20 protein-coding genes are annotated in these 25,222 nt (G+C 43.2%); 11 read left to right on the top strand and 9 right to left on the bottom strand.

Annotated elements, in window-relative coordinates:
- Position 1 precedes the first annotated feature (1 nt).
- The 4 genes from D1814_RS05590 to pilM are packed head-to-tail and all read right to left on the bottom strand — an operon-like array spanning position 2 to position 2,773.
- Positions 2–529, bottom strand: a complete 528-nt coding sequence (locus D1814_RS05590; protein ID WP_118490476.1) for a pilus assembly protein PilP — start codon at positions 527–529, stop codon at positions 2–4.
- The gene (locus tag D1814_RS05585; RefSeq protein ID WP_118490475.1) at positions 526–1,137 is read right to left on the bottom strand and encodes a type 4a pilus biogenesis protein PilO; all 612 of its coding nucleotides are present in this window, start codon (positions 1,135–1,137) and stop codon (positions 526–528) included. Before D1814_RS05585 ends, D1814_RS05590 begins: the two co-directional genes overlap by 4 nt.
- 2 nt (positions 1,138–1,139) lie before the next feature.
- A complete protein-coding gene (locus D1814_RS05580) occupies positions 1,140–1,718 on the bottom strand; it encodes a PilN domain-containing protein (RefSeq protein ID WP_118490474.1) in 579 nt (192 codons plus the stop codon).
- Entirely contained in the window at positions 1,706–2,773 is a 1,068-nt protein-coding gene (gene pilM, locus D1814_RS05575) for a type IV pilus assembly protein PilM (RefSeq protein WP_118495319.1), read from the bottom strand. Before pilM ends, D1814_RS05580 begins: the two co-directional genes overlap by 13 nt.
- Before the next feature lie 136 nt (positions 2,774–2,909).
- Between pilM and D1814_RS05570 the strand changes: the two genes are divergently transcribed.
- From D1814_RS05570 to yghU, 4 genes are all read left to right on the top strand, one after another.
- Positions 2,910–5,573, top strand: a complete 2,664-nt coding sequence (locus tag D1814_RS05570) for a penicillin-binding protein 1A (RefSeq protein WP_118490473.1) — start codon at positions 2,910–2,912, stop codon at positions 5,571–5,573.
- 79 nt (positions 5,574–5,652) lie between these two features.
- On the top strand, positions 5,653–7,344 hold the full coding sequence (locus D1814_RS05565; protein ID WP_118495318.1) for an NAD-dependent malic enzyme: 1,692 nt from the start codon (positions 5,653–5,655) through the stop codon (positions 7,342–7,344).
- Between the two features lie 309 nt (positions 7,345–7,653).
- Positions 7,654–7,911, top strand: a complete 258-nt coding sequence (locus tag D1814_RS05560) for a hypothetical protein (protein WP_118495317.1) — start codon at positions 7,654–7,656, stop codon at positions 7,909–7,911.
- Positions 7,912–8,183: 272 nt separating this feature from the next.
- A complete protein-coding gene (yghU, locus tag D1814_RS05555; RefSeq protein ID WP_118490472.1) occupies positions 8,184–9,041 on the top strand; it encodes a glutathione-dependent disulfide-bond oxidoreductase in 858 nt (285 codons plus the stop codon).
- A 136-nt stretch (positions 9,042–9,177) separates the two neighbouring features.
- On the opposite strand, the gene D1814_RS05550 is transcribed toward yghU, so the two are convergent.
- Entirely contained in the window at positions 9,178–9,705 is a 528-nt protein-coding gene (locus D1814_RS05550) for a hypothetical protein (RefSeq protein WP_118490471.1), read from the bottom strand.
- Between the two features lie 426 nt (positions 9,706–10,131).
- Between D1814_RS05550 and D1814_RS05545 the strand changes: the two genes are divergently transcribed.
- The 5 genes from D1814_RS05545 to D1814_RS05525 all read left to right on the top strand — a co-directional run bounded on the left by D1814_RS05545 (position 10,132) and on the right by D1814_RS05525 (position 16,919).
- Positions 10,132–11,094: a choice-of-anchor A family protein gene (locus D1814_RS05545; protein ID WP_118490470.1), complete on the top strand. Its 963-nt coding sequence runs from the start codon at positions 10,132–10,134 to the stop codon at positions 11,092–11,094.
- Between the two features lie 3 nt (positions 11,095–11,097).
- Complete coding sequence (locus D1814_RS05540; RefSeq protein ID WP_118490469.1) at positions 11,098–13,920, top strand: tetratricopeptide repeat protein; 2,823 nt, start codon at positions 11,098–11,100, stop codon at positions 13,918–13,920.
- Positions 13,921–14,647: 727 nt separating this feature from the next.
- Positions 14,648–16,123, top strand: coding sequence for a catalase (locus D1814_RS05535; RefSeq protein WP_183037619.1), 1,476 nt, complete (start codon positions 14,648–14,650; stop codon positions 16,121–16,123).
- Between the two features lie 262 nt (positions 16,124–16,385).
- The gene (locus tag D1814_RS05530) at positions 16,386–16,553 is read left to right on the top strand and encodes a DUF1328 domain-containing protein (protein WP_118490468.1); all 168 of its coding nucleotides are present in this window, start codon (positions 16,386–16,388) and stop codon (positions 16,551–16,553) included.
- Positions 16,554–16,673: 120 nt separating this feature from the next.
- Positions 16,674–16,919: a DUF4235 domain-containing protein gene (locus tag D1814_RS05525; RefSeq protein WP_118490467.1), complete on the top strand. Its 246-nt coding sequence runs from the start codon at positions 16,674–16,676 to the stop codon at positions 16,917–16,919.
- Between the two features lie 132 nt (positions 16,920–17,051).
- On the opposite strand, the gene D1814_RS05520 is transcribed toward D1814_RS05525, so the two are convergent.
- Positions 17,052–17,630: a TetR/AcrR family transcriptional regulator gene (locus D1814_RS05520; protein ID WP_118490466.1), complete on the bottom strand. Its 579-nt coding sequence runs from the start codon at positions 17,628–17,630 to the stop codon at positions 17,052–17,054.
- Positions 17,631–17,754: 124 nt separating this feature from the next.
- On the opposite strand from D1814_RS05520, the gene D1814_RS05515 reads away from it, so the two are divergent.
- On the top strand, positions 17,755–19,170 hold the full coding sequence (locus tag D1814_RS05515) for an NAD(P)-binding protein (protein ID WP_118490465.1): 1,416 nt from the start codon (positions 17,755–17,757) through the stop codon (positions 19,168–19,170).
- 16 nt (positions 19,171–19,186) lie between these two features.
- Positions 19,187–20,317, top strand: a complete 1,131-nt coding sequence (locus D1814_RS05510; protein WP_118490464.1) for a DUF2855 family protein — start codon at positions 19,187–19,189, stop codon at positions 20,315–20,317.
- A 141-nt stretch (positions 20,318–20,458) separates the two neighbouring features.
- On the opposite strand, the gene D1814_RS05505 is transcribed toward D1814_RS05510, so the two are convergent.
- The 3 genes from D1814_RS05505 to argA form a co-directional block, all read right to left on the bottom strand.
- Positions 20,459–21,325 (bottom strand): alpha/beta hydrolase family protein, encoded by an 867-nt coding sequence (locus D1814_RS05505; protein ID WP_118490463.1) that lies wholly within the window; start codon positions 21,323–21,325, stop codon positions 20,459–20,461.
- 133 nt (positions 21,326–21,458) lie between these two features.
- Positions 21,459–23,603, bottom strand: a complete 2,145-nt coding sequence (locus D1814_RS05500) for an EAL domain-containing protein (protein WP_232368984.1) — start codon at positions 23,601–23,603, stop codon at positions 21,459–21,461.
- 295 nt (positions 23,604–23,898) lie between these two features.
- Positions 23,899–25,209 carry an amino-acid N-acetyltransferase gene (gene argA / locus D1814_RS05495; RefSeq protein ID WP_118490461.1) on the bottom strand — a complete coding sequence of 437 codons (1,311 nt, stop codon included), beginning with the start codon at positions 25,207–25,209 and terminating at the stop codon, positions 23,899–23,901.
- Between the last annotated feature and the right edge of the window lie 13 nt (positions 25,210–25,222).

Here is a 25,222-nt window from a genome sequence, read left to right as displayed (position 1 = left end):
CTTACTCTCCCGCCTTCGATGCTGTAGTCATTGTTGTTGTTTTCCTTTGCCAGCAGCCTGCACCATCAGGTAATAATTGTTCAATAGTAATTGAGTCGGTGCCAATTTGCATAATTTTGCCATAAAACAGGCCGATACGGCTTCCTACTTTAGCTTTATGTAGCGCGCCATCGTTGCTTTTTAGTAATGCCCACTTTTCTCCCTTGACGGCAAAATTGCCCGCGAGGGCGAGGGCATCTACACCATAAGCCTCCAATGCTTCCTTCGGGCGTTGAAAGTTGGGCTGTAGACAGTTTTCAACCCTTGCTTTAGCTACCGGCGTCGTATTTTTGCGCGGACGGTCGAAAGGACTTCTAAGTGTGCTCGAAGTATAGCTAAATGGCGGGTGCGTTTTGAACTCCGGGTAGGGTTCAATTTGAGGCTGTGCACGTTCCTTGACACTTTGGGTATAGACGTGAAGATCATCAAGCTTTGGTGAACAGCCCGTTATGAGTAGTATGATAAAAAGAGATAAAAGTGAACGAATCATTGTTTATCTCCTTCAACATCCGAAGCATTTTCAGAGCGGTAAGTTTTTGCTTGTAGTTTAAGAGATAAACCGCCGACTTCGCGCTTAATATCGAAATCATGTAGCGTAACGATACGGGGTAAGTCGGCTACTTTAGATACGAATTCGCCGAAGTCATGATAGCCTCCGCTCACTTCCATCTCAATTGGAAGCTCGGTATAAAACTCTTTTGGTACTTCTTGTTGCCAGTTAAGTAGCTCAAACGTCAGGCCAGACGATGTGCCGACATATGTGATGTCATCAAGCAGTCCTGGCGTTTCGTTACTAGTTGGCAAACTTTTAAGCATTGAAGAGAAGTCTTCTTTTATTTTCGCAAGCTGCTCTTCATACGCTTCTAGATTAGCCGCAATACGATATTTTGCTTCAAACTGTAGCTTAAGCTCTTGCTCCTTTAGCTCGGCGGCATCCTTAATGGGTAGTTTGGGACTTACCAAGGTGTAGTAGCTTATTGCGCCTACCAATATGGCAAGGAACGCAGCAACAACAATGCGGACTTCGTTCGGCCAAATCGCAATTTGTTCAAAGTCGAGTTCGTTGAGTTCTTTTAGTTTCGAAACATCAAACTTCATGATTATTGCGCCTCACTACTTACAATTTCTAAGGGAGCAACGTTCGGGTTTATCGAAAACGTAAGAGTAAAGTTGCTAATCGCTCTGGCAGCACTGCTGTCAGATTTTATGGTAGAAAGCTCTGCGCCCATGAATACTTTCGAATTGTCTAATGCACGCATAAAATCTGATAAGCGGTTGTTTGAGTCGCTGATCCCTTCTATTCTGATGATGTTATTGGTTCTTGTCATTGATTCGAAAGCCACACCTTGGGGCACTAGCTTGGCGAGTTCATCAAACACAATAGGTGCAACGTTACGGTTTGCCTGGAGTTGCTCAATGAGCGCCATGCGCTGCTCTACCGCGCTCTTTCTCTCTTTTACTTTTTTAATCTCACCAATTTGCGCATCGAGCACGGCTATTTCGCGTTCAAGATATTGGTTACGAGAGTTTTGATTATTAATCTGCTGGTCGATAGCTTGACCAATAAACCAAAAAATTAAGCCCACAATAGCTGCAACTGCAACTAAGCCCGCTAAATATTGTTGCTTTTGATGTTGGCGCTGCTTTTCTCGCCAAGGCAGTAAATTTACATGTGCCATGGCGTAAAGCTCCGGCTCGCCAGACCCGCAGCAATTGCAAGCTGAGGTGCAATTTTGCTAAGTCGCGTAGTATCAAGTTTTGGGTTTATCGTCATATTGCTAAACGGGTTGAAGCAATCAACCTCAAGGCCTAAGTCTTGTTTCAGTATATCCACCAATGGCTCAATGGTCGCCGCACCACCACTTAATAGAATTTTCGTTGGTCGCTCAGCATGTAAAGTACTCATATACATTTGAAGCGCTCGGTTGATATTCTGCTGAAGGTTAGCGGCGAAAATAGGCAGTGTATCTTCCACCCAGTTAGCTGAAAGCGTTCCGTCTAGTAACTGGCGTTCTGCTACCTCGCGTTCAACCATATGAATGGCGCTGATATCATTGACTAGTTGGTTAAGCCCGAATGCGTGCTCTTTCGTGTAAATCACATCACCATTTTTAATTACGCATATTTGTAGCAGAGAGGCACCCACATTTATGCAGCAAAGCGGTTCATCTTCAGCATGAGGCTCGTGGAAAAAGTCTAATGCATTACCAATGGCGTAATTTTCCATATCGACAATTTTAGGTTCGAAGTTAGCTTCTCTTGCTAGCAATAACCGACTGTCGACGAGGTCTTTATGAGCGGCAGTTAACAAAACATTGACTTTACCCGTGTGAGTCGGGCTTGGTCCCATTTCTTCAAAATCTAAATATACTTCCTCGAGGGGATAGGGAATGAGACTGTCTGCTTCTATCTCAATTTGATTTTCAAGGTCGTAATCGTTTTGTTCAGGATCCATATAAACAATTTTGCTAATGACAGACGTGCCTGCTACCGCAACATTCGCCAACTTTAATTTGGTTTTTAACGATTTACGAATTTTTTTAAGTGCGACGCTTACCGATTCATAATCTTTAATATCTCGCTCTGAAAAAGCGATTTTAGTAATGGGTTCGCAGGCATACCCTTGAAGGACGAACCCGTCTTTTGATTGTTCTAGCCATACCGCTTTTATTTGACGCGTGCCTATATCTAAGCCCACAATGGGCGGCAGCTTTTTTTTGAACAGCGATTTCATGTGCAAGTGTCCAGTTTCAAAGGTAGTTGCTCTAAAGTACAATATTACTCTATTAGTATTGTGCGTATGGTTCTACAGATAACACATACGTATAAAATATACGTCATTTCAACAAAATGTCTTGGTATCCGTTACAGTGAAGTACATTAAACCACTTATTTTATTTAGCTTTCTATCAGGCCTTCTTGGTTTTGCAGCGCTGGTAGGTATTTACTTTTATATCAAACCTGACCTACCAAGTGTTACTGTACTTAAGGATGTAAGGCTGCAAACCCCCATGCAGATATACACCAAAGACGGAAAACTTATTTCGCAGTATGGAGTTAAACGGCGGATCCCGGTAAAACTTGAGGAAGTTCCGCAAGAATTAATTGATGCCATCCTTGCAACTGAAGATAGTCGCTTCTACGAACACCACGGTATCGACCCTATAGGTATTGTTCGCGCTGCAGTGAGCCTGGTGCTTACTGGTGAGAAGCGTCAGGGTGCAAGTACGTTAACCATGCAGCTAGCAAGAGGATTCTTTCTTAGCCGTGAAAAAACCTATATTCGAAAAATAAAAGAAATTTTTATTGCGCTTCATATGGAGCAAGAGCTTTCTAAACAAGAAATTTTAGAGTTGTACCTAAATAAAATTGAGTTGGGACACAGGGCGTTTGGTTTCGGTGCTGCTGCTCAGGTGTACTATGGCAAACCGCTAGGCGAACTTTCTTTAGCACAGATTGCTACTATTGCTGGTCTGCCCAAAGCACCCTCGTTACTCAACCCTATTAGTGGGCCACAGCGCTCTGTCGAGCGTCGACGTGTTGTACTTCTTCGAATGCTCGATGAAGAATACATAACTAAAGCTCAGTTCGATGAAGCGGCTAATGCGCCGGTTACAGCGAAGAAGCACGGGGCCGAAATCGAAGTCGATGCGCCGTATTTAGCAGATACCATTTACAACGAAATGGTAGAAATTTATGGAAAAGAAGAAGCAGAAACGGGTGGTTACCAGGTTTATGCTACAGCAACCTCTGATCTGCAACTTGCCGCGCAACGAGCAGTGGTGAGAAACCTTCACGATTATGATGAGCGTCATGGGTATAAAGGTGCACTCGGATATTTGTGGGATATTCCTAAGTCAGAAGGAAAAAATGACCCTATCCCTCAACTTTCAGTAAGTTTTGATATCAGCAACAAAACAACACGAGAAGACTGGGACAATGAGTCTCTCATGCGAGTGCTTGAAGAAATTCCTCACATCAAACCCTTGTTACCCTCTGTCGTTACAAAGGTTAATGAACAGTCGATAGATGTGCTGACAGTTGATGGTAGAACGATAACTGTCGAGTGGGACGGTCTTGATTGGGCCCGTCGTTACATTACAGACTTTAGACAAGGTAGCGACCCTAAAACCGCTTCAGATGTCACCCAAGAAGGCGCGGTAATTTACATCAGGCAGCAAGATGGGCAGTGGCGTATCTCGCAAATTCCAGAAGTTAGCGGGGCTTTTATCGCGCTTAACCCTAAAAACGGCGCCGTTGAGGCTGTGGTTGGCGGCTATAGCTTTTATCAAAGCCAATTTAATAGGGCTACTCAGGCCAAACGGCAGGTGGGTTCAAACATTAAACCTTTTGTTTATTCAGCAGCAATAAACAGCGGTTACACACTCGCATCTATTATAAACGATGCGCCTATCAATCAATGGAATGCCGCTACAGGCGTTGCTTGGCGACCGCAAAACTCACCGGCAGAGTACGATGGACCGATAAGAATGCGTAAAGCCCTAGGTAAATCTAAAAACGTAGTATCGGTTCGTTTACTTCGCGGTGTTGGACTTAGAGAAACGGCAGATTATTTAACCCGGTTTGGTTTTAATAAAGACGATATCCCGCTGGATGAAACTGTATCTCTTGGCTCGAGTTCGCATACGCCACTTGAAGTAGTAAGAGGTATGTCGGTCATTGCGAACGGTGGCTATCTAGTAAACCCTCACTTTATCAGCAAAGTACTTGACGAAAACGGTGATGAACTTTGGAAAGCAAATCCGGTGTGGGCGTGTAATCGTTGTGAAAATCAAAGCGAGCAAGAAATGCTGCCTGAAGATGAAGAGGCGGATATTGAAGCCTTGCTGGCCGCTGAGTTAAACCAAGATATCTTACTCGGTGATAGTGACGTGGATGAAAGCGGAGAAAAAGCAATAGCGCCTCAGGTTATTACGCCTCAAAATGCCTTTTTGGTGGCGGAGATGATGCGCACTGCTGTTCGAGCTAATGGTAACTGGAATAAGAAAACTTATTGGCTTGGTACGGGATGGCGTGCTCGCAACATCCTTCAGCGTACTGATATTGCTGGTAAAACAGGCACCACAAATGATTCGCGGGATACCTGGTTTAGTGGCTTCCATAAAGACTTGGTGGCCACGGCCTGGGTCGGGTTCGATAACATGGGCCGTCAGTTAGGTCGTGCAACGCGTAACCAAAACCTTATTAATAAGAATCCTGATAAGTTCAACTGGATTGGTAATGCTTTGATCGGCATCGAGGACGGTGCTAAAGCGGCAGAGCCGGCGTGGATCCGTTTTATGCAACACGCCCTTGAAAGTAAACCGCATACACCTATGCCCGTACCAGAAAATATAGTACGTGTTCGCATTGATCGTACCAGTGGGAAGTTGACCAGACGTACAGACCATACGACACTATTCGAATACTTCCTGCAAGGTACTGAGCCGACGACTTACGTTCGCGATGACGAAGTGTTGGATCCAGCCACGCAGGATGAGACTACTGCACCAGAGCCAGAAGAAATATTCTAATTACAAAAAGGGCACGCCATGGGCGTGCCGCTTCAGGCTTTAGGTGATGTATTTGCCTGAACACATTATCGGAAAACCAATGTCAGAAGATTCACAGCGATATCTTTATATTCCTCATGCCGGCCCTTCATTGCTGGAAACCCCCCTACTGAATAAAGGTAGTGCCTTCACAGCACGTGAGCGTGCGGCCTTTAACTTAACTGGTCTAGTACCTCCAAGGTATGAAACGATTGAAGAGCAAGTGGAACGTGCTTATATGCAATACAGCAGCTTTGATGAAGCGCTAAACAAGCATATATATCTGCGCGCTATTCAAGACAACAACGAAACCTTGTTCTATCGCCTCATTCAAAAGCACATTGATGAAATGATGCCAATCATCTACACCCCAACGGTAGGTGATGCATGCGAGCAATTCTCTGATATATATCGCAGTTCTCGTGGCTTGTTTGTGTCTTATGAAGAGCGTCATCAGCTAGATGACATCGTTCGCAATGCGACAAAACGCAAAGTGAAAGTGATCGTTGTGACTGATGGTGAGCGCATACTAGGACTGGGTGACCAAGGTATCGGTGGTATGGGCATTCCTATCGGAAAGCTGTCGCTGTACACCGCTTGCGGTGGTATTAGCCCGGCGTATACTTTGCCTGTCATGTTAGATGTTGGAACTAACAATGAAAAGCTACTTAATGACCCTATGTACATGGGCGCCCGCCACCCCCGTATTGGACAGGAAGAATACGACGAATTCGTTGATATGTTCATTAACGCTGTGAAGCGACGCTGGCCTGATGTGATGATTCAGTTTGAAGATTTCGCGCAACCAAACGCTATGCCGTTATTAAACCGTTATCGCAACAACGTGTGCTGTTTTAACGACGATATCCAGGGTACCGCTGCGGTTACGCTTGGTACTATTTTGGCGGCGTGTAAAACTAAGCAGCAAAAACTACGCGACATGAAAGTTGTCTTCGTGGGCGCGGGTTCTGCGGGCTGTGGTATTGCCGAAATGCTTATTCAGCAGATGGTGTTTGAAGGCCTTACAGACGAACAAGCGCGTAAGCAAGTGTTTATGATTGATCGTTTTGGCTTGGTTACCGAGGGTATGGAAGGTTTACGTGACTTCCAGCAAAAGCTTCAGCAGAAAAATGCAGATTTGGCTGATTGGACATTCAGTGGTGATTACGCATCACTGTTAGACGTTATGTACTGCGCGCAGCCTGATGTACTTATTGGTGTTTCTGGCCAGCCAGGTTTGTTCACCGAACAAGTTATTCGCGCTATGAAGCAAGGCTGTGAACTGCCAATTATCTTCCCGTTAAGTAACCCATCTCGTCAGGTTGAAGCACGTCCTGAACAAGTAATTGAGTGGACCGAAGGTAAGGTGATCATTGCAACAGGCAGCCCGTTCAAGCCTGTTGAGTACAATGGCAATATTATTCCTATTGCTCAGTGTAATAACTCGTATATTTTCCCAGGTATCGGCCTTGGTGTTGTTGCATCAAAAGCAAAGTTAATTAGCGATGAAATGCTAATGGCAGCAAGTAACGCGCTTGCGGCAGCGTCGCCATTAGTCAACACTGGTCAAGGTTCACTATTGCCACCCCTTGCAGCCATTGCAGAAATTAGCCGTGAGATAGCTTTTGAAGTAGGTAAAGTAGCGATGGAGCAGGGACTAGCCTTGGAAATGTCTGATGACGCACTGCTTGCCAGCATTGAGCGAAACTTCTGGAAAGCTGAATATCGCCCTTACAAGCGGGTGAGTATTTAATTACCATAAACGTTATAAAAAAGCAGGCGAAGCCTGCTTTTTTTGTGCCTGTAAACTAGGTTTACGCCATTACTTTTCTACCATCAGCAGAAATAACTAAACGCTTTCTGTTTGCTTTTCACCCATCTCAAAGAATTATCTCTACCAAATGTAAAATGGTGTTGCCTATGCGCAACATTTCCTTCGTTTTATCAACTCTTTCTGTGTATGGGTTTTAATTAAGTGGCTGAAAATATGAGGTTAATTTCAGTTGGCACAATGATTGATACATCTCTTATCAGTTACAACAAGGAGCAAGAGGTGTTATTGATGACAAAGTTAAAAACCAAGATAAATCCTTTCTGTGCGCGAGTTATTAAGCGCTCATTCTCTACGTCGTTAGTTATGGCAGCTCTTGCAACAATTTCCGCTTGTGATGCAAATAATGTTGATGTTGTAGCACATGATGAAAAGGCTACGGAAAAAGCTATCGAACCTGCTTCAGAAAGTACCGTAGATGACCAAAGTGAAATGTTTGCCTATTTGGATGAATCCGATCTAATTGACGCCTACTACAAGGTTAAGTAACTCACGATTACACGCTATCGATATGGCCACCGTTTTTTCTTTTGAAATTTAAACAGTGAGTATCGAGCAGCACCAGTTTGCGGGCAATGGACTGCTCGCCTTTTATTCTTAAAGCCGTGCTTTGTACCTTTACCAAGTGCGGCTTTTTTATGTCAGTAACCGTATATCACCGTTTATTAGTCGACAGTGTTGAGCTATATGTCTTTAAAAGCTGTTCTTAGTAGCTATGTATTGCAGTAATTTGATCAATAATGAACCTCGAAGGATTTGCTATGTCGACAGAAAATAATTATACGCCTCCAGAAGTTTGGACTCAGGCCGAAGATGATGGTAACAAGTGGGCCAGTATCAACCGTCCAGTCTCGGGCGCGACTCATGATAAAGAGCGACCTATGGGAAAACATGGTTTGCAGCTTTATTCGCTTGCCACACCCAACGGCCAGAAAGTAACTATCATGCTAGAAGAACTGTTGGCTGCCGGCGTGAGTGAAGCAGAGTATGACGCTTGGCTCATAAATATTGGTGAGGGCGATCAGTTTTCTTCTGGGTTTGTTGATGTGAACCCGAACAGTAAGATTCCGGCAATGGTTGATACTACAACGGCTCCAGAAACTAAGCTTTTTGAATCAGGCTCGATATTAGTTTACCTTGCAGAAAAATTCGGTAAGTTTATTCCCCAAGATGCCCATGCTAAAGCTGAGTGTTTTAACTGGCTATTCTGGCAGGTAGGTTCAGCGCCATACTTAGGTGGTGGTTTCGGGCACTTCTACAGCTACGCGCCATATCCGATGGAATATCCTATTAATCGCTTTACTATGGAAACTAAGCGTCAGCTAGACGTGCTAGACAAGCACTTAGCTAATAACGAATTTATGGCGGGAAGTGAATACAGCATAGCTGATATGGCTATATGGCCATGGTATGGCAACCTAGTACTTGGCAACCTGTACGATGCAGCGACGTTTCTTCAAGTACACGAGTACACCAATTTGGTCCGATGGGCTAAACAACTAGAGCAGCGAGAAGGAATAAAACGTGGCCGTATTGTCAATAAGACCTGGGGCGACGACGGTCAGTTAGAAAACCGCCACAGCGCAAAAGATATTGACGACGCCCTCGCCAACACCTAAATAATGGGGTCAGAGTACATTACTTAAAGGACGGGGTCAGAGTACTTTAGTTGTTTTTATCATCTTTTTAGCATCAGAATGGCTGAAGAAGAGCATCGACAAAAAGCGGGACCAAAAAGCACTCTGACCCCAATTTTTAGATGAGTTCGGCGACACTCTTTAAGTAGGCTTGTTGAAGTGGTGTGAAATCCCATTCGTTTAGGGCTTCATCGAACTCAAAGTCGCCCACACGGGCTTGCCACCTCTCTGTAGGTGCGGTTGCCCAGTTTTTCATATACACCAGCTTTCCATGCAGGCAGTGTAATACTTCACGTTTTGTTGGTTCTGCCTCACCGTAAGCTACATGCTCCGAGACAATAGCGCCTTCTTCACAGTCTTGGTCAAAAAATACAAAGCCGCGATAATTTCCGCTTTCAGTAATGGTAATAAGCGAAGCATATTCTTTGCTGTCGGATACTTTTCTCAGTGCCGGCAAATAGCCATCGACTCGCTTAATTTGAAGCCCTTGTGATTTGTTATGCCACTGCCAACCAGAACTGCCCATAAACGCTAGCTCATTGTTCTTGTCGTCAATATGAACAAGGGTTTCGAAGGTGTTCCAAGACGCAAAGATAATGATGCTTAACATAATAAAACCGGTAATGAATATGAGTGGCTTTGTCATTACGCAAGCCCTTAGTATTTGACGAACTGTTGTTTCTTTATTTACGGACAAAAGCTAACGCTAGACCTTTATTGCAAAAAAGTAATATGTAGAGGAGTGGACGTGCCGCAGCCTTAAGGCGCCCTAGTGCTGAATTCATAGCTAGAGAGGCTTAATACTAGTGTCTCTTTTTTATTTTAACATCAACTAAAGTTGCATTTTTTAGGTGCAAGGCTGTCAAGAAAATATACAAAAAAGTCGTGTTAAAAATATGTAAATCATTGAAGTGCATGAGTTTATTAGAGTTTCAAAGTTGGTGTGATTTTTGCTTTTTAAAGCCAAAAATGGTACGCTAACAGAACCATTTTCATTTCCGAGTATTTTAGGCAGCGTCCTTAAAGGACTAGCGCTTTTTCTAGTTTCGCTAACACGTTGGGTAGTCGTTTTATGCGTTTTGCACTTTTTTTTGTTTTTTGCGTTGTTCAATTCACCGCTGTAGCGGCTGAAACCGCCAGCACGAGTACAACGACATCGAATGTGCTCGGCACTTATAATCTTATTTTGCTAGAAGATTACAACTTCCAAGGTGGAGATGTTGAAGGACAGGCATTTATTGGCGGAAATTTGAACGCTCAAGGACGCACTGCTGAGTTTGGTAGTCGGTTAGCCAATACCGACACAGCTATTGATGCGGTTACCATTGTAGGTGATGTCAACGCGAATGGTATTCGGGTGCTTAGAGACAATAATCTCGTCTACGGCGGGGCCTTAAATACATCGACGGTAGAATTGAACGACGGTGATGACGGTCAGGCTATTTATAACCCCGATGTGTCTATTACCGACATTGCTAATTCTTTATACGCAGATACTGCTTACTACTCAAGCCTTACAGAAAATGGAACATACAGCAACGGCACGTTTAATTATACAGGTATTGATGAAATTGCTGTGTTTAATGTTTCAGCCAGCGAAGTGTTTGCCCAGAACAGTTCATTAAACTTAATTGCAGGCAGTGCTGAAACTATTATCATTAATGTGTCTGCCAGCGACTTGCAAGGCAAGAACATTGTTATTGGTGGTGGCGTAAACAGTACAGGTGATTTCACCCAGCAAAGTTACTATTCTAATATTTTGTGGAATTTTTATGATGCTGAAAGCATTGATTTCAATAACCTGAATGTAAAAGGGTCTGTACTTGCGCCTTTTGCAGACACTACAGGCGGGTCATCATTTGACGGCGCCTTCGCGTCTGAGTCTTACACTGGGGCTCGTGAGTTTCATAACTTTGTATTTAACTATGAACGTGAAACGAATGTTGTTGAAGTTCCAGAGCCCCACTCAAGCTTGTTCTTGATACTTATCGCCAGTATATTGATGGTTACACGCAGGCTTAAAGTAACCCGTTAAATAATGAGAAAACGAATTTGTGTAAGTGTTTTTAGTTTCATACTTACACTTTCATTCACGGCATTAGCCAATGCTGATCAAAAAGATACTGCGAGTGTAGATTATGAATCTGCCATTGTTAGTTATGAAGCCAAAGCTTTCAACGACGCGTTTATCCATATAAAGAATGTGCTACAAGCTAACCCCGATTATCTTCCTGCACACCTACTTTTAGCCAATCTTTATTTCGAAACAGGGTTGTGGGAACAAGCCCACAACACCTATTTACATGCCTATGAAAAAGGTGCGGACCCCAATTTGGTGTTGCCTAATTGGTCCAGAGTATTGGTGCGCCTGCAAAAGTCAGAGCAAATACTAGCCATAGACGTATCTACCGACTTATCTAAGGCCCACTTGGCACAATGGCGCGCTACTCGTGCTGAAGCGTGCCTGATTGAATCGAGACGGCTATGTGCCCAAAGGGAATATGATGAATTGCTTACCCAATTACCAGAGCATCCCCTGGGATTAAACGGCTTGGCCTTGTTGGCCATTGAGGATGGTCAATATAAACAGGCAGATACCTTGCTTCAACGCTCGCTTGCTGAGGACGACAGTCAAGCCTTCACATGGTGGGCGCTTGGCCGTCTTGCAAGTGCAAGAGGGGATGTGCTGCTGTCACAGCGTTATTTCAACAACGCCTATCGAATTTCGCCCAATAACGCGAAAATTGCACGAAGTTTAATTGATGCTTATTTGGCCATAGCCGATTTGGACGCTGCGTTATTAGTCACCGAAGATTTGTTATTGGAAACGGAAGATGACTTATACTTAATGTTTGTCAATAGTTGGCTTACTAGCCAGATAGATGCCTTATCTAATATTCGCCCTCAACTAGAGCAAATCGATCAGCGTTTATCTATCGTGCCAGAAGAAATGATGATAGCGGAACCTTCCTTGCTCTATTTGCGGGGTATGGTGGCCCTGATGCAAGGCAATTTTGAACAAGCAAGAGATAGCTTTAATCTATTTACAACTTACAGCGAACAAGACCTGCAAACCGCGATTTTGCTAGCAACTACTAACATGGCGTTGGGCGATAAAAAAGCCGCCATGTTAGGGCTGCAAAATCACGAGGAGGAATTGATAGAACAACATATTGAGCAGGCAATTTTTCTAGGAAGTTTGTATTTAGAAAACGCCCGTAATTTTAAAGCAGTAAGATTGCTATCTTCCTTAACTGAACTGTATTCCGATAATGTAGACGTTGCTTTGTTTGCGGTACGGGTAGAATTCTCCCGAGGTAAATTTAAAGAAGCTGCAGAACAGTTAAACAATTTATTAGAGCAATACCCAGACAATCGACAAGTGTTAGTGGCCTATTCTCTTTATTTTCTCGATATCGGCGAAACCCAAAAAGCCGCAAAAGCCATCGCCACTTTAAGAGCGCAGTTTACTGATGATATAACGATTCTGAATATGTACGCTGCTCAATTGCTGATTGAAAAAAAATACGCAGAGGCTGAAGTTGTACTATCCGATGTTCTCAACCAGGCGCCTGATCTTTTTGCTGCGCGATACAATCAAGCAACAATGCTAATCAACAAAGGATTGTTAGACGACGCTGAAGTTATTTTACTTTTGCTTGAAGAAGAAAAAGGAAATCATCTTCAAGTGGTGTTTCAATTGGCGAATATTGACATGCGTCGAGGCGATTTTGAATCGGCCGATAGACGGTATAGATACCTTTTACAAGAATTTGGACCAATAGGAAAAATCACTTTCTCCGCCGTGGCTGCAATGAATCAGCAACGAGACTACAGAAGTGCCATTGCTGCATTGCGTGAATTAGAAGTGAAGGAGCCTGGCAATCCTTTGGCATTAGTGCAACTGGCTACGTTTTACATCAAAGCAAACGATGTAGAAAATGCAAAATCAACTCTTCTAAAACTAGAATTAATATTTGATAGGCCGGTAAACGTACTGGTAAGTGAATCGCAAAATTGGTTGGCTGTGGGTGATGAAGATAAAGCCCTGAGTAGTATGGATAAAGCTCGATTATTGCAACCAAAAAACCTAAATTTACAACTTCAGTGGGTGAAGCTTTTATTAGCATTAAATAAAGTTGAACGTGCAGAATCTAGTCTGTCAGCAATAATAAAAAGTTATCCTAAGCACCCTCAGGTGTTATTCAAATTTGGTGAATTAGCCCAGCAAAAAGGTCGTTTCACTCAAGCGATGACATTTTATCAAAAGGTGCTGAATGAAGATGAAACCTTCGATTTAGCCTTCGCCAAACTGTATGCCCTAAGTGTGAAAACAGGTGATTTTTCGGCGTTGATTAAGCGTTTAACTGCGACGGTAGAACAAGAGCCCGATAGGTATTTCACCCGTAATTTACTGGCGCAATATCACTATTATTATGGCGATGCTAACACCGCAATCAACCACTATCTTTATATGTTAGAGGTAGCACCAGAAGCAAACCGGTTTGCATTATATAATCGATTAGCGGAGCTTCATTTACTGATAAATAACGAAAAGAGCTTACACTTTGCTGAGCAAGCGTACCGATTACAACCCAAAGACGCCGGTGTGCTGCACACTTATGGTTGGGCGCTAACCATTAATGGCAAACCACAGGCCTCGCTGCCCCTGCTTCGACAAGCGTCAGTGCGAAATGCGACATCTTTGTCACTACAATATCATCTTGCCTATACCTTGGTAGAATTAGAAAACTACTTAGAAGCGAAACGCATTTTAAGTCGCTTAGTCAAGTCATCAACGCCTTTTGAACAACGAGAAAAAGCAAACGCACTGCTGTCTCGCATGGAACAAATACGCTAGTTTTCCACAAGCTCTACCAAAAACTGAAAGGTTTGGGGCCAGATGTACTGATATTTTTGTGAGAAAAAACTTCATATGACCTATTTCTTTCCCCTTAAAATCGCTAGGGTGAAGCATCTTTATTTGTGCGCTGACGTTAGGAAATATTCGCACTACATTCTCTACATTTTTTAAGTTAGCAATGGCATTATCAGCGGCGAGTAACCATTTTGATGGTAGTGTAATGTCATCGTAAAAATGGGTGTAAATGTCTTATTGGAACGCAGTTTCGACATTGCCATTGCCGTTACACCATCGCTGCCATTGTTTGACTATTTGCTTAGGTGGGGCGCGCCCATGACTACCCACTGTAATTTGGTATGCCCAAGGAGCAAGCTACTGAGCGGTATAAACACCTTCGTAAAAAAGTACGCTCTGAACAACTAGCGCCCACTTTTCCCAGCCACACTAAGCTTGCTTATACATGCCCCTGCAATACGAAGCCCCCGATAGTTAAATAATAAGTGTCAAACCTGCCATCTAGTAACAAGCGCTTCAGCGTGATTTGAAATCACGATTAGTACTATCTATTTTGTTCGTTTTAATTGCTTTAATAAATCAGCGATTATATTTCTAAATGAAAAAGGTAATTAACAAAGCGTTGTTAATTATTAAAGTAAGCCCCGTTTTAGCGAGACTGTTAGTAAAGCTGAAAAGAGGGGCAGAAATGAACTAGAAGGAATTCGCAATGAGTAAGTGTCCATTTTCAGGTACAGCTATAAACCCTACTACGCTAACGTCTAGCAATGGTGCGCCCGTTGCCAATGACAATCAAAGTCGAACTGCAGGCCCACGTGGCCCGGTTACTTTCGACAATCACTATTTGTTCGAGAAGCTTGCGCACTTTAACCGCGAGCGAATTCCAGAGCGGGTTGTTCACGCTAGAGGCAGTGCAGCGTATGGTACTTTTACGCTAACCAAAAGTTTGTCTGATTATACTATTGCCGACTTCTTGCAAAAAGAAGGGCAAAAAACCAATGTGTTCTTACGTTTTTCTACTGTAGGTGGGGGGCAAGACTCAAGCGATTACGCTCGGGACCCTCGTGGTTTTTCGGTGAAGCTTTACACCGAACAGGGTAATTGGGATATGGTCGGCAATAATACCCCCGTATTCTTCTTACGAGATGGTATTAAGTTTCCTGACTTTATTCACAGTCAAAAGAAAAACCCGCGCACTAACTTGCCTGACCCGCAGGCGGTCTATGAGTTTTGGGCGAACAACCCACAGTCATTACACCAATCAACGATTTTGATGTCTGATCGCGGTATCCCGCTTTCATATCGTCACGTGAATGGTTATAGCTCACATACTTTAAGCTTTTGGAACAACGCAGGTGAGCGCTATTGGGTGAAATGGCACTTTAAAACGAACCAAGGTATTAAAACGCTAACTAATGAAGAAGCGGCGAAAATGCCTGCCTTCGGTGCCCAGCAGGACCTTGTCGAAAGTATCGATAACGGTGAGTTCCCATCGTGGACAGTGAACGTGCAGATCATGACTGAAGAGGAAGCCCGTAAATATCATATCAATCCGTTTGATTTGACTAAAGTATGGCCTCACAGCGATTTCCCATTAATTGAAGTAGGACAATTGGAGTTAAACCGCAATGTTGATAACTACTTTGCAGAGACTGAGCAAGCAGCGTTCGCGCCGAGCAATTTGGTACCGGGTATTGGTGCGTCGCCAGACAGAATGCTTCAAGCGCGACTAATAGGATATCAAGATGCACACAGATACCGCATAGGAGCCAACTACAACCAAATACCGGTAAATGCGCCACGTTGCCCGGTACACAATTATCAACGTGATGGTGCTTTTGCAGGGATTAACCCAGCACTTGCGGGGAGCGGGGCAAACTTCTACCCAAATAACCGTGCTCGCATTGGTGAACCTGCTGAAATGTCAGAGGTACAAGAGCCACCAATGCCACTAGAGCAAGATGCGTGGTTAGACATTTATGATAACCGTGATGAAGACAACTACTCTCAGGCTGGAGATCTGTATCGCATTATGAGTGAAGATCAAAAGCAGCAGTTGGTAAACAATATTGCGGAAGGTCTAAGCCAAGCTACGAAGGATGTACAGGAAGCGATGTTTGTACAATACGAATTAGCCGATAGCGACTATGGAGCACGGGTAAGAAAAGCGGTGGCGAGCAAGTAGCATATACGGGGATCAGAGTAAATTAATGCAACATTACTCTGATCCTTTTTATTCGAGAAATATTTACAATTTTAAAGGTAAGAAAGCCTGCATATTTTGTAATAAGAGTTACGGCAGTGATAAAACGCATTCCCTTTCATTAATTATCATCAGCCTGTAAGCCTTATGGGCTCTACAATAGCTAAGATGAATTTTCAAGTAGGCCCATGGCTTGCTACTAAAATATTAAATGACTTTAACTGACGAAATAAGGAGATATATTATGTTACGTTGGGCTTTAATATTTTTAGTTGTCGCATTAATTGCAGCGGTTTTAGGGTTTGGTGGAATTGCCGGCTCTGCAGCGGGTATTGCCAAAATTATATTTGGTGTTTTCGTTGTTTTACTGATTATTTCAGTTGTCATGAATCTGGTTAGGGGCAAAAGTTAAGTCACGACCGGATTTGAACTTCATATTACGGACAGAAAAAGACAGCTGTCAGTCGTTTAGCAGTAGGCGGCTGTTTTTTAACTTTAGTAACATCAGCGGATAGAACTACCGGAGAACACCATGAGTAATAAAGAACTCATTACGAATGTGGGCATTGGTCTCGCCGCAGCGTCTGCAGGAATTCTCGCGAGAAAAACGCTCCAAAAGTCTTGGGAAAAGGTAGCTAAGCAACCTGCACCTAAAGATAAAAAAAGTGAAAATACAGACCTCAAAGAAGCCGTTACTTGGGCTGTTATATCGGGCATTGGAGCAGGTGTTGCAAGAATGGCCGTTCAATATGGACTAGACAAGCGTAATTCAAAATAGCACAAGAAGATTGTACTACAGGGTAGTTAGCGCGAAGGCATAAAACAGAGCATTAGCAAAATCAAACCGCGCCAGCGACTTTATTTGCTCGATGCTATGTGGGCTCACCTCACAAACGCTTTCCCTTTTGCATTATTGCGTAGCGACTAGGGCGTAAACGTGTAGGCGAATGGCTTGCAGCGCGCGTTCTTTCCAATTGTTCCAGGTAATACGGTTGCTAATTTCATGCTGGTTCAATGTAATATAGCCGTGATTAAGCGCCCAGACCTGCATCGCTACATCTTGTTTTTCTTCGACAGACAGGTCTTTTTTTATCAACGCAGCGGTAAGCTTAGTTAGTGAAATAAAGGCTTTTTCACCAGCTTCTATTGCTTCATCTGAAGGGGTATAGTCTTTCAAGTCGGAAGCGAAAATTAGCCGGTAATGAGCTGCATGGGTTTCTGAAAACGTTAAAATACGCTCACAGCCATTAATCACTTTTTCTGCCGCAGTATTACCATCCGCCGCCAGCATTTCACGCTCTACAAGCTCGAAACCTTCAATATAAAGCGCATCAAGAATGCCTTGTTTACCTTTGAAATGGCTATAAATGCCAATAGTTGACATACCCGCGCCTTCAGCAATAGCACGCACGCTAAGTGCATTTGTACCGCCTTTCAAAAACAGCGCTGAAGCAGCATCTAAGATCTTTTGTCGCGTATCTTTTTTCATTTACACATCATTTACATGTTGCGCAATATAACATCGTTATGTAAAGTTGTTTAATAACGCTGTTATATTTCTAGGTTTAACACTTAACCTGCCTGCCCGCAGGTTATTCATAAGGACACTATATATGAAAACTGAGCAATTAACCTGCGATTATTTGATAGTAGGCGCTGGTGCTGTAGGTATGGCATTTGCCGACGTGTTGTTGCATGAAACCGATGCCAACATATTGATTATAGATAAAAACGCTAAGCCGGGTGGTCATTGGAACTACGCTTATCCCTTTGTGACACTCCATCAGCCTTCAGCTTTCTACGGCGTGTGTTCTAAAGAATTAAACCGCGGCATAATTGACAAGTGTGGTATGAACGAAGGGTTAATGGGGCTTGCTTCAGGACAAGAAGTCAGCGCGTACTTTGATGCAGTGATGAACGAGACCTTCCTTCCTAGTGGACGAGTTCAGTACTACCCAATGTGTGAATACCAAGGAGATAAGCAATTCATTTCATTATTAAATGGTAAGCGCTATGAGGTTAGCGTAAAGAAAAAAATAGTCGACGCGACTTACTTAAATACAAGTATACCGCTTACTCATACCCCAAGTTTCAGCCTAGACAGCGACGTAGATTTCACGCCGGTAAATACAGTCGTCCCTCGAATTGGTAAACACCAAAACTACGTGGTAATTGGCGGTGGAAAAACCGGTGTTGATACCTGCCTGTGGCTGCTTCAAAACCACGTGTCGCCAGATAATATTCACTGGGTTGTATCACGTGATGCTTGGTTACTGAACCGAAAGAATACGCAGCCATTAGATAGTTTTTTCTTTGATACCATAGGCGCTCAAGCTAATCAGATGGAAGCCATAGCATCTTCCAGCTCGATAGATGATATGTTCGACAAGTTAGAAGAAAGGGGCGTTTTACTGCGTATTGATAAAGATGTGCGGCCCAGCATGTTTCACGGAGCTACAGTAAGCGAGTTAGAGCTAAGTGCGTTGCAATCGTTAACTTCTATTGTCCGACACGGCCGCGTTACTCACATAAGTAAAGATGAGCTGCACTTTAATGGCGCTACATGGCGTATGCCAGAGAGTTCCCTAGTTATAGATTGCTCGGCCTCTGCAATAACTAATTTAGATATTAAGCCGGTATTTGATGGTGATGTAATTACACCTCAGACGGTGAGAGCGTATCAGCCTGTGTTTAGTGCGGCGCTTATTGCTCACGTCGAAGCAGCTTATGCTGATGAAAAGCAAAAGCAAGTATTAACACAGGTGGTTCCGTTGCCTAATAGAGATCTAGATTGGCTACCAATGACGGCTGCAATGCTACGCAATATGAAAGTTTGGGGCGAAGATGAAGGGTTAAGAGCTTGGATTTATCATTGCCGACTTGATGGTTTTTCTCGCATTGTACACGGTGTGGCAAAAGACGATATGCAAAAAATGCAAGTGTTAGGTCGGTTAAAAGAGGCAGCCGTCCCTGCAATGCAAAAATTGATGACTTATATTCATGACCTAAAAGCCAAAGGCCAACTTTAAAAGGGGATAAGTAATAATGGAACAATTTCAAGTTGATAAGACTGACCCTAGTCGTTACAGAGTCGTCACCACCGGTGATATGAATAGTAAAGCTCAAACGACGGATAAAAGCCTAGTGCTTGAAGTGGAAAGATTTGCGTTTACTGCTAACAATTTTACTTACTATATGGTGGGGGAAAAGCTAGGTTATTGGCAGTTTTTTCCGCCGATTGTGCCTGAGTCACTGGAAAAAGTTAGCGATAATAATTGGGGGGTTATCCCCGTTTGGGGAGTGGCCCGTGTGCTAAGTTCCACAAATGATGCTGTGCCGGTAGGAAGTCGCTTTTTCGGGTACTTTCCTCCTGCAACTCGCCTTGTTATGAGTAATACCACTTTGAACAATAATACCCTGGTCGATTGCAGCCCCCATCGTTTAAAGTTGCCCCAAGGCTACAATATTTATCGCCCGCTTCCCGCTCAAGCCGAAGGTGTGAACAATGAGATTAGTGCGAAGCAGCATATGCAAGAAAATTTGCAGATGCTGCTTTGGCCTTTGTTTGCAACGTCATTCTGTCTGTGGGAAGTAGTAAACGGTATTCCATCGTCGAAAAGAGAGCAATTGCTAGTATTAAGTGGCTCAAGCAAAACAAGTTTAGGCCTTGCCTTTGCGTTGAAAAATGCAGATGTAAAGGCCATTGGCGTCACTTCCGAAAAACGTGTCGAAGCTCTTACTTCTCTAGATATCTACCACAGCGTTATCAGCTATGAACAGTTAGAGTCTCTGCAGTGTATACCGACTGTGGCGGTAGATATGTCAGGTAACGCTAAAGTCAAAGCCCTAATAAGTGAGAAACTTAAAACGCATTTAACCCGATACGTCAACGTAGGCTTAACTCACTGGCAAGATGTTGAAAGTGAAGCGGAAAATGATGACGCCGACAGCGATTTCTTCTTTGCTCCCGCCCATATTCAACAGCGAATGAACGAGATAGGCGCCGCTGAATATCAAAAGCAGAGTAGCGAATTTGTATTTAAGGCAATAACATGGAGCAGTAGTTGGCTAGAGGTGAACGAACGCTCGGGTTTAAAAGCACTAGAGGATGATTTTAACGACCATCAGCAAGCTCGAATACCGGTAAAGGAAGGGCGTATTTATACGCTTAAATAAGCACTCAATTTATCGCTGCCCTTAATTTTACAGGGCAGCCAAAGGTCAATACGTGGCTTAGCTAACTAATTAAGCTTACCCTACAGGAGAGAGCGTACGACTCAGCAATTCGCTGCTTTCCGAGGACATTTTCGCCACCTATTAAGTGTACTGATTAAAGAATTCCGTGATCTTAGGCCATAAGTGCTGACATTTCCGTGAGAAAAACTTCATATGGCCTATTTCTTTTACGTTATTAGCATGAGGATCGAGTTCCTCCACCTCAGCTTCCATATTGGGGAAAACGCTAATCATATCGTGGACGTTGTGAATGTTAGCAATGTCGTCGTCCTTGGCGAGTAACCACTTAGAAGGCATTTGAATGGTGTCGTAGTGGTGCTGGTTAACATCACTGCCAAACCCTGTTTTTACGTAACCTTTACCGTTACACCATTTTTGCCATTGGCGCGCCACTTTTTTAGGTAATGGCTCGCCCATACCGACCCACTGGGATTTAGTATGGCCGAATAGTAAATTACTCACGGGTATATAAAAATTCATGAAAAAGTGAGCTTTAAGCAAATAGCTTTTACGCATGTTTCGCAAGCTACCTGATGAACTACCAAAGTTACAAAAAGCAGTGAGGTCATGTACGTTATGCATCAAACCTAGTAGCTGACCTCCTGCGCTATGACCAACAAGAAAATAAGGCACATTAGGGAAGTGAAACTTTAGTGTCTCTAACACCGCCGGCATATCTTGCTCACCCCAGGTTACTAGCGATGCATCACTTTGTTTAGGGCTGCCTTTTGCCGACCCTCCAATGCCTCTGTTATCAAAAGTGATAACGCCATACCCTTGGTCACATAAATAGGTGGCAAACGCACTATAGAATTGACGTTTGATACCCGTAGCAGGGCCAATCATGACTGCTGCCTTCACTGACTGCTTAGGGGTGAAAAGCGTTGCGCTTAAACTTATGCTGTCCTTGCACGTAACAGTAATATTGTTAGGTTTTGGGATGCTCACTAGGTGTACCTTACTCTTTAACTCTCATCTGGTCATACCAGTAAAGCTTTGTTAAACAGAGTTTGCAACAAAAAGATTTATTACAATTAGTGATAAACGCATATTACGTTTAACCAAATCGTTGGAATTTTAGTTACGCCTGCACTTTTGATTCGCTAATCCAGTGTTCGACGGGAGCCGGTTTACCGAAAAGGTAACCCTGAAAATGTTTAAACCCCATCTGTTTTAGCACTGCCAACTGGGCACGCGTTTCTACACCCTCTGCGATTGTCTGCATTTCTAAACTCTTCGCTAGATCTAAAGTCATCTGAACGATTTTTCGGTGTCGTTCAGAAGTTTCCACACGGTCAACAAACTCCCTATCAACTTTCATGACACTTGCTGACATGTCTATCAGCTGAGAGAGGGAAGCGTGACCTGTTCCAAAGTCATCGATAATAATTGTCGCACCTACGTTAGCTAAAGAGGTTAGACGACGCTTTGTTTCACTGTGGCTTGCCAGTACCGAGGTTTCAGTGAGCTCTAGCTTTAATTTTTGGCATAGTTCTGGGCTTTCTGAAAAGCGGCGTAAAAGCTTTTCGTAGAAAAGGTCATTTAATAGTTCAGGGCCAGATAGGTTAATAGCGATAGGCACTTGCGGTAGGCTAGCAGGCCACGTATCAAGAAGTGACAGAGTTGCGTCGATAACCTTTTGAGTAAACAACACCTCCCAACCGTTCGCTTCTATCAAAGAGAGAAAATGATGGGGCTGTAATATCGACCCAGTCGATGGGTCTTTTAAACGCGCAAGGACTTCAAAACCGATAATAGTTTCATCGATTGACACCTGGGGCTGTAGATAAATCGCAAGGCAGCCATTATCAATAAGCGCTTTTACTCTATCTTTTTGTTGAGTATTTTCCCTAATAGACTTCACCGTATTAATACTAAAAGACATGTAGGGCGACAATTCACTGCTTTGGCTTAATGCAATAGCGCAGCACTCAGCTGCGGCATCAGGACTTATTTCACGACTAACATGATAATGCCCTACACGCCATTTCAACGTGTGTTCAACACTGACATTATTCGAGGTAACAGTGATAGTATTTGGCAGTTTTCGAGTTAAAAAATGTTCGATAGAACTAGAAAATAATTGCTTGGCGTTCAGAGTAAATAAAAATTTCGCGCCGGGAAAGTGATAGAGCCTCGCGCAGTTAGAGAGTTCGTTTTGTAGCTGCGATGTCACTTTTATCAAAAGTTTATCGCCTTGACTATAGCCATACTGAAGATTTATTTCGCGAAGGTTAGCCAGCTTTAATAGCACTATATGTTGGTTCACAATGCTATCGCTAGTTTCCATCTGTTTCCAAAAGTGATGGTTCTTTAAACCTGTAAGTTCATTAAAGTAGTGCTTTTCGTACTGCTGCTTTTTGTACGCATCGAATTCCAGCAGATTTTTTTTATTTACAGACAAGTCATGGCAATGAATGAGCTGTTTTTTATGGTGCATTAAGCTAGCTGGCTGGATTTCAAATTCTTGTTCAGGGTTATTATAGATTGAAGCAGTTTGATTAACTCCACGTGTTATAGGTAAGCTCAAAGAAAACAGGTCTTGAATGTATTCACAATTAGGGCGAAATTTTTTAACTAGGGTTCTAGCTGCTTTATTTGCTTGCAGTATTCGCCCTTGTTCATCACAAAAAAACGAGGGAGTGCCCCCGTTATTAAATATTTCTTGGTACCCTTTTACTATCTTGTCGAGTTTCCTGCTTTGTAATTGATTGTGTTCAGACTGCTTTTCTAACGAAGACATGACACGTAATACAGCAATTGGGATACAGAAATTAAAGAATAAGAATAGTAATGAAGCCAGATAAGTGTGCGTATCGGGTAATGTAATATCTATACCAAACAAAGGTGAAACTTTAGTTTTGGTAACTAAAAGAAAATAGGGAACAAGGTTTAAAAGCATGGTAATAATTGATGCTTTTATACCGTATAAAATACGAACAATAATAGGAAGTGTGAAAAGAAAGAGTAAGCCGTATTGAGCTGAAATTAAATCGGTAGTAAAAAACAAAATACACAGTGAAGCTGCAACAACGACTAAAACTAAAAACGCTGAAGCTATTTTTATGTGTTTTAAGCCTATAGAGAGTGTTGCAAAAAGAAAGGCGGTAAACCCTGTCGTTAAGTAAAGAACATAATAGAGTTCTTGAACATAAGCGGTATAGGATGAATGGACAACAATGGCTGATGTAAGAATGACACCGATAACTAATATCGACCGTAGCACGCTAAGCCGCCATATATTAGCGTCAGTTGTTTTTAAGTTGTCGTCGTTAAGTAGAAGGTAGTTTTTTATTATTTTTAATGCGCGAGATATCACTATAAAACCGCTGGACTAGTATTAGTTCAATACAAACAGTTGAAACTAATTCACGTAATTAGATGAGTTAATATAACCGCTAAATAGTGCTAGGGATAGGCATTAGGAAGGATTAATGTTAATTTTCACAATATGTTACAAAAACATACGAAACACCATATTATTTGATAAATTAGTGTTTCGTATGACCTGAATTGACAAATTAGACTGTCAGCGTAAATACCTTAGAATTACGCTGAAAGTTGTACAGCTCTTTTTTCACGGCAGGTAAAGCACTAATGTCTGCTGGCTCAAACCCTTGTTCTAAAAACCAGTGTGCCGTTACCGTCGTTAGTACAAAGATACGGTCAATATCTGCTTCTTTAGCACGGGTGCGCACTTCATCTAAAATACGTTCACCGCGGTTTTTGCCGCGATAGTCTTGGTGGGTCGCCACACAGGCTAATTCAGCACAGCCATCTTCTGGGTACAAGTACAAAGCCGCACAGGCGATGATCATACCGTCGCGCACAATCACTATGAACTGGTTAATTTCGTTCTCTAAACGCTCGCGTGAACGCTTCACTAACACGCCGCTTTCTTCTAAGGGCTTTATTAGTTTTAAAATACCGCCTACATCCTCGATGGTTGCCGCCCGCAATTGCTCGTAATGGTGCTCCATTACAAGCGAGCCAGTCCCGTCGCGGGTGAACAATTCCTGAAGCAGAGCCCCGTCTTTTTCAAAACTGATACAGTGCGCACGTGGAACCCCAGCAGCTACACTGGTGGTAAGCGCGCTTAGTACCGTATCTTCGGTGGTTATATCACCTGCTAGAGTTAGCTGTTCTAACTGAGGACGTTCTATGGTTCGAAGTAATCTTCCGTCGCGGTTGTATACGCCATCATAGTTTGAAAACACAATCAGCTTGTCGGCCTTAAGGGCAATAGCTGCCTGGGTAGCTACATCTTCGTGAGACAAGTTAAATACTTCTCCCGTTGATGAATAGCCCATAGGCGATAACAACACAATCGAGCCGTCGTTTAAGTGGTCGTTAATGCCGGTAGTATCGATACGACGCACTAGACCCGTATTTTCAAAGTCTACACCGCCTCGCACGCCCATAGGTTTGGCTACTACCAAGTTACCCGAGCACACGCGTATTTGCGCGCCGTGCATCGGTGAGTTCGGTAAACCCATAGTAAGCAAAGCTTCTACCTGCGAACGAACCGAGCCTGCGGCGTCTTTTACACATTCAAGGGTCTGCTTATCAGTAATGCGTACGCCGTTTTCGAAGCGGCCTTCTATACTGCGTAACGCAACGCGCTGGTCTATTTGTGGTCTGGCACCGTGCACAACTACCACACGTACGCCAAGGCTGTTCAATAGAGCGATGTCTTGAATAATGTTGGGGAAATTAGGATGTTCAATGGCTTCGCCACCGAACATCAATACAAAGGTTTTTCCCTGATGAGCATTAATGTATGGCAGTGAACTGCGAAACAGTTTTATGCCATCTTGCTGCGCTAGTACCATCTAAGTAGTTCCT

The organism is Alteromonas sp. BL110, from assembly GCF_003443615.1.
GTDB lineage: Bacteria > Pseudomonadota > Gammaproteobacteria > Enterobacterales > Alteromonadaceae > Alteromonas.
This window is presented reverse-complemented; position numbering and strand designations above follow the sequence as displayed.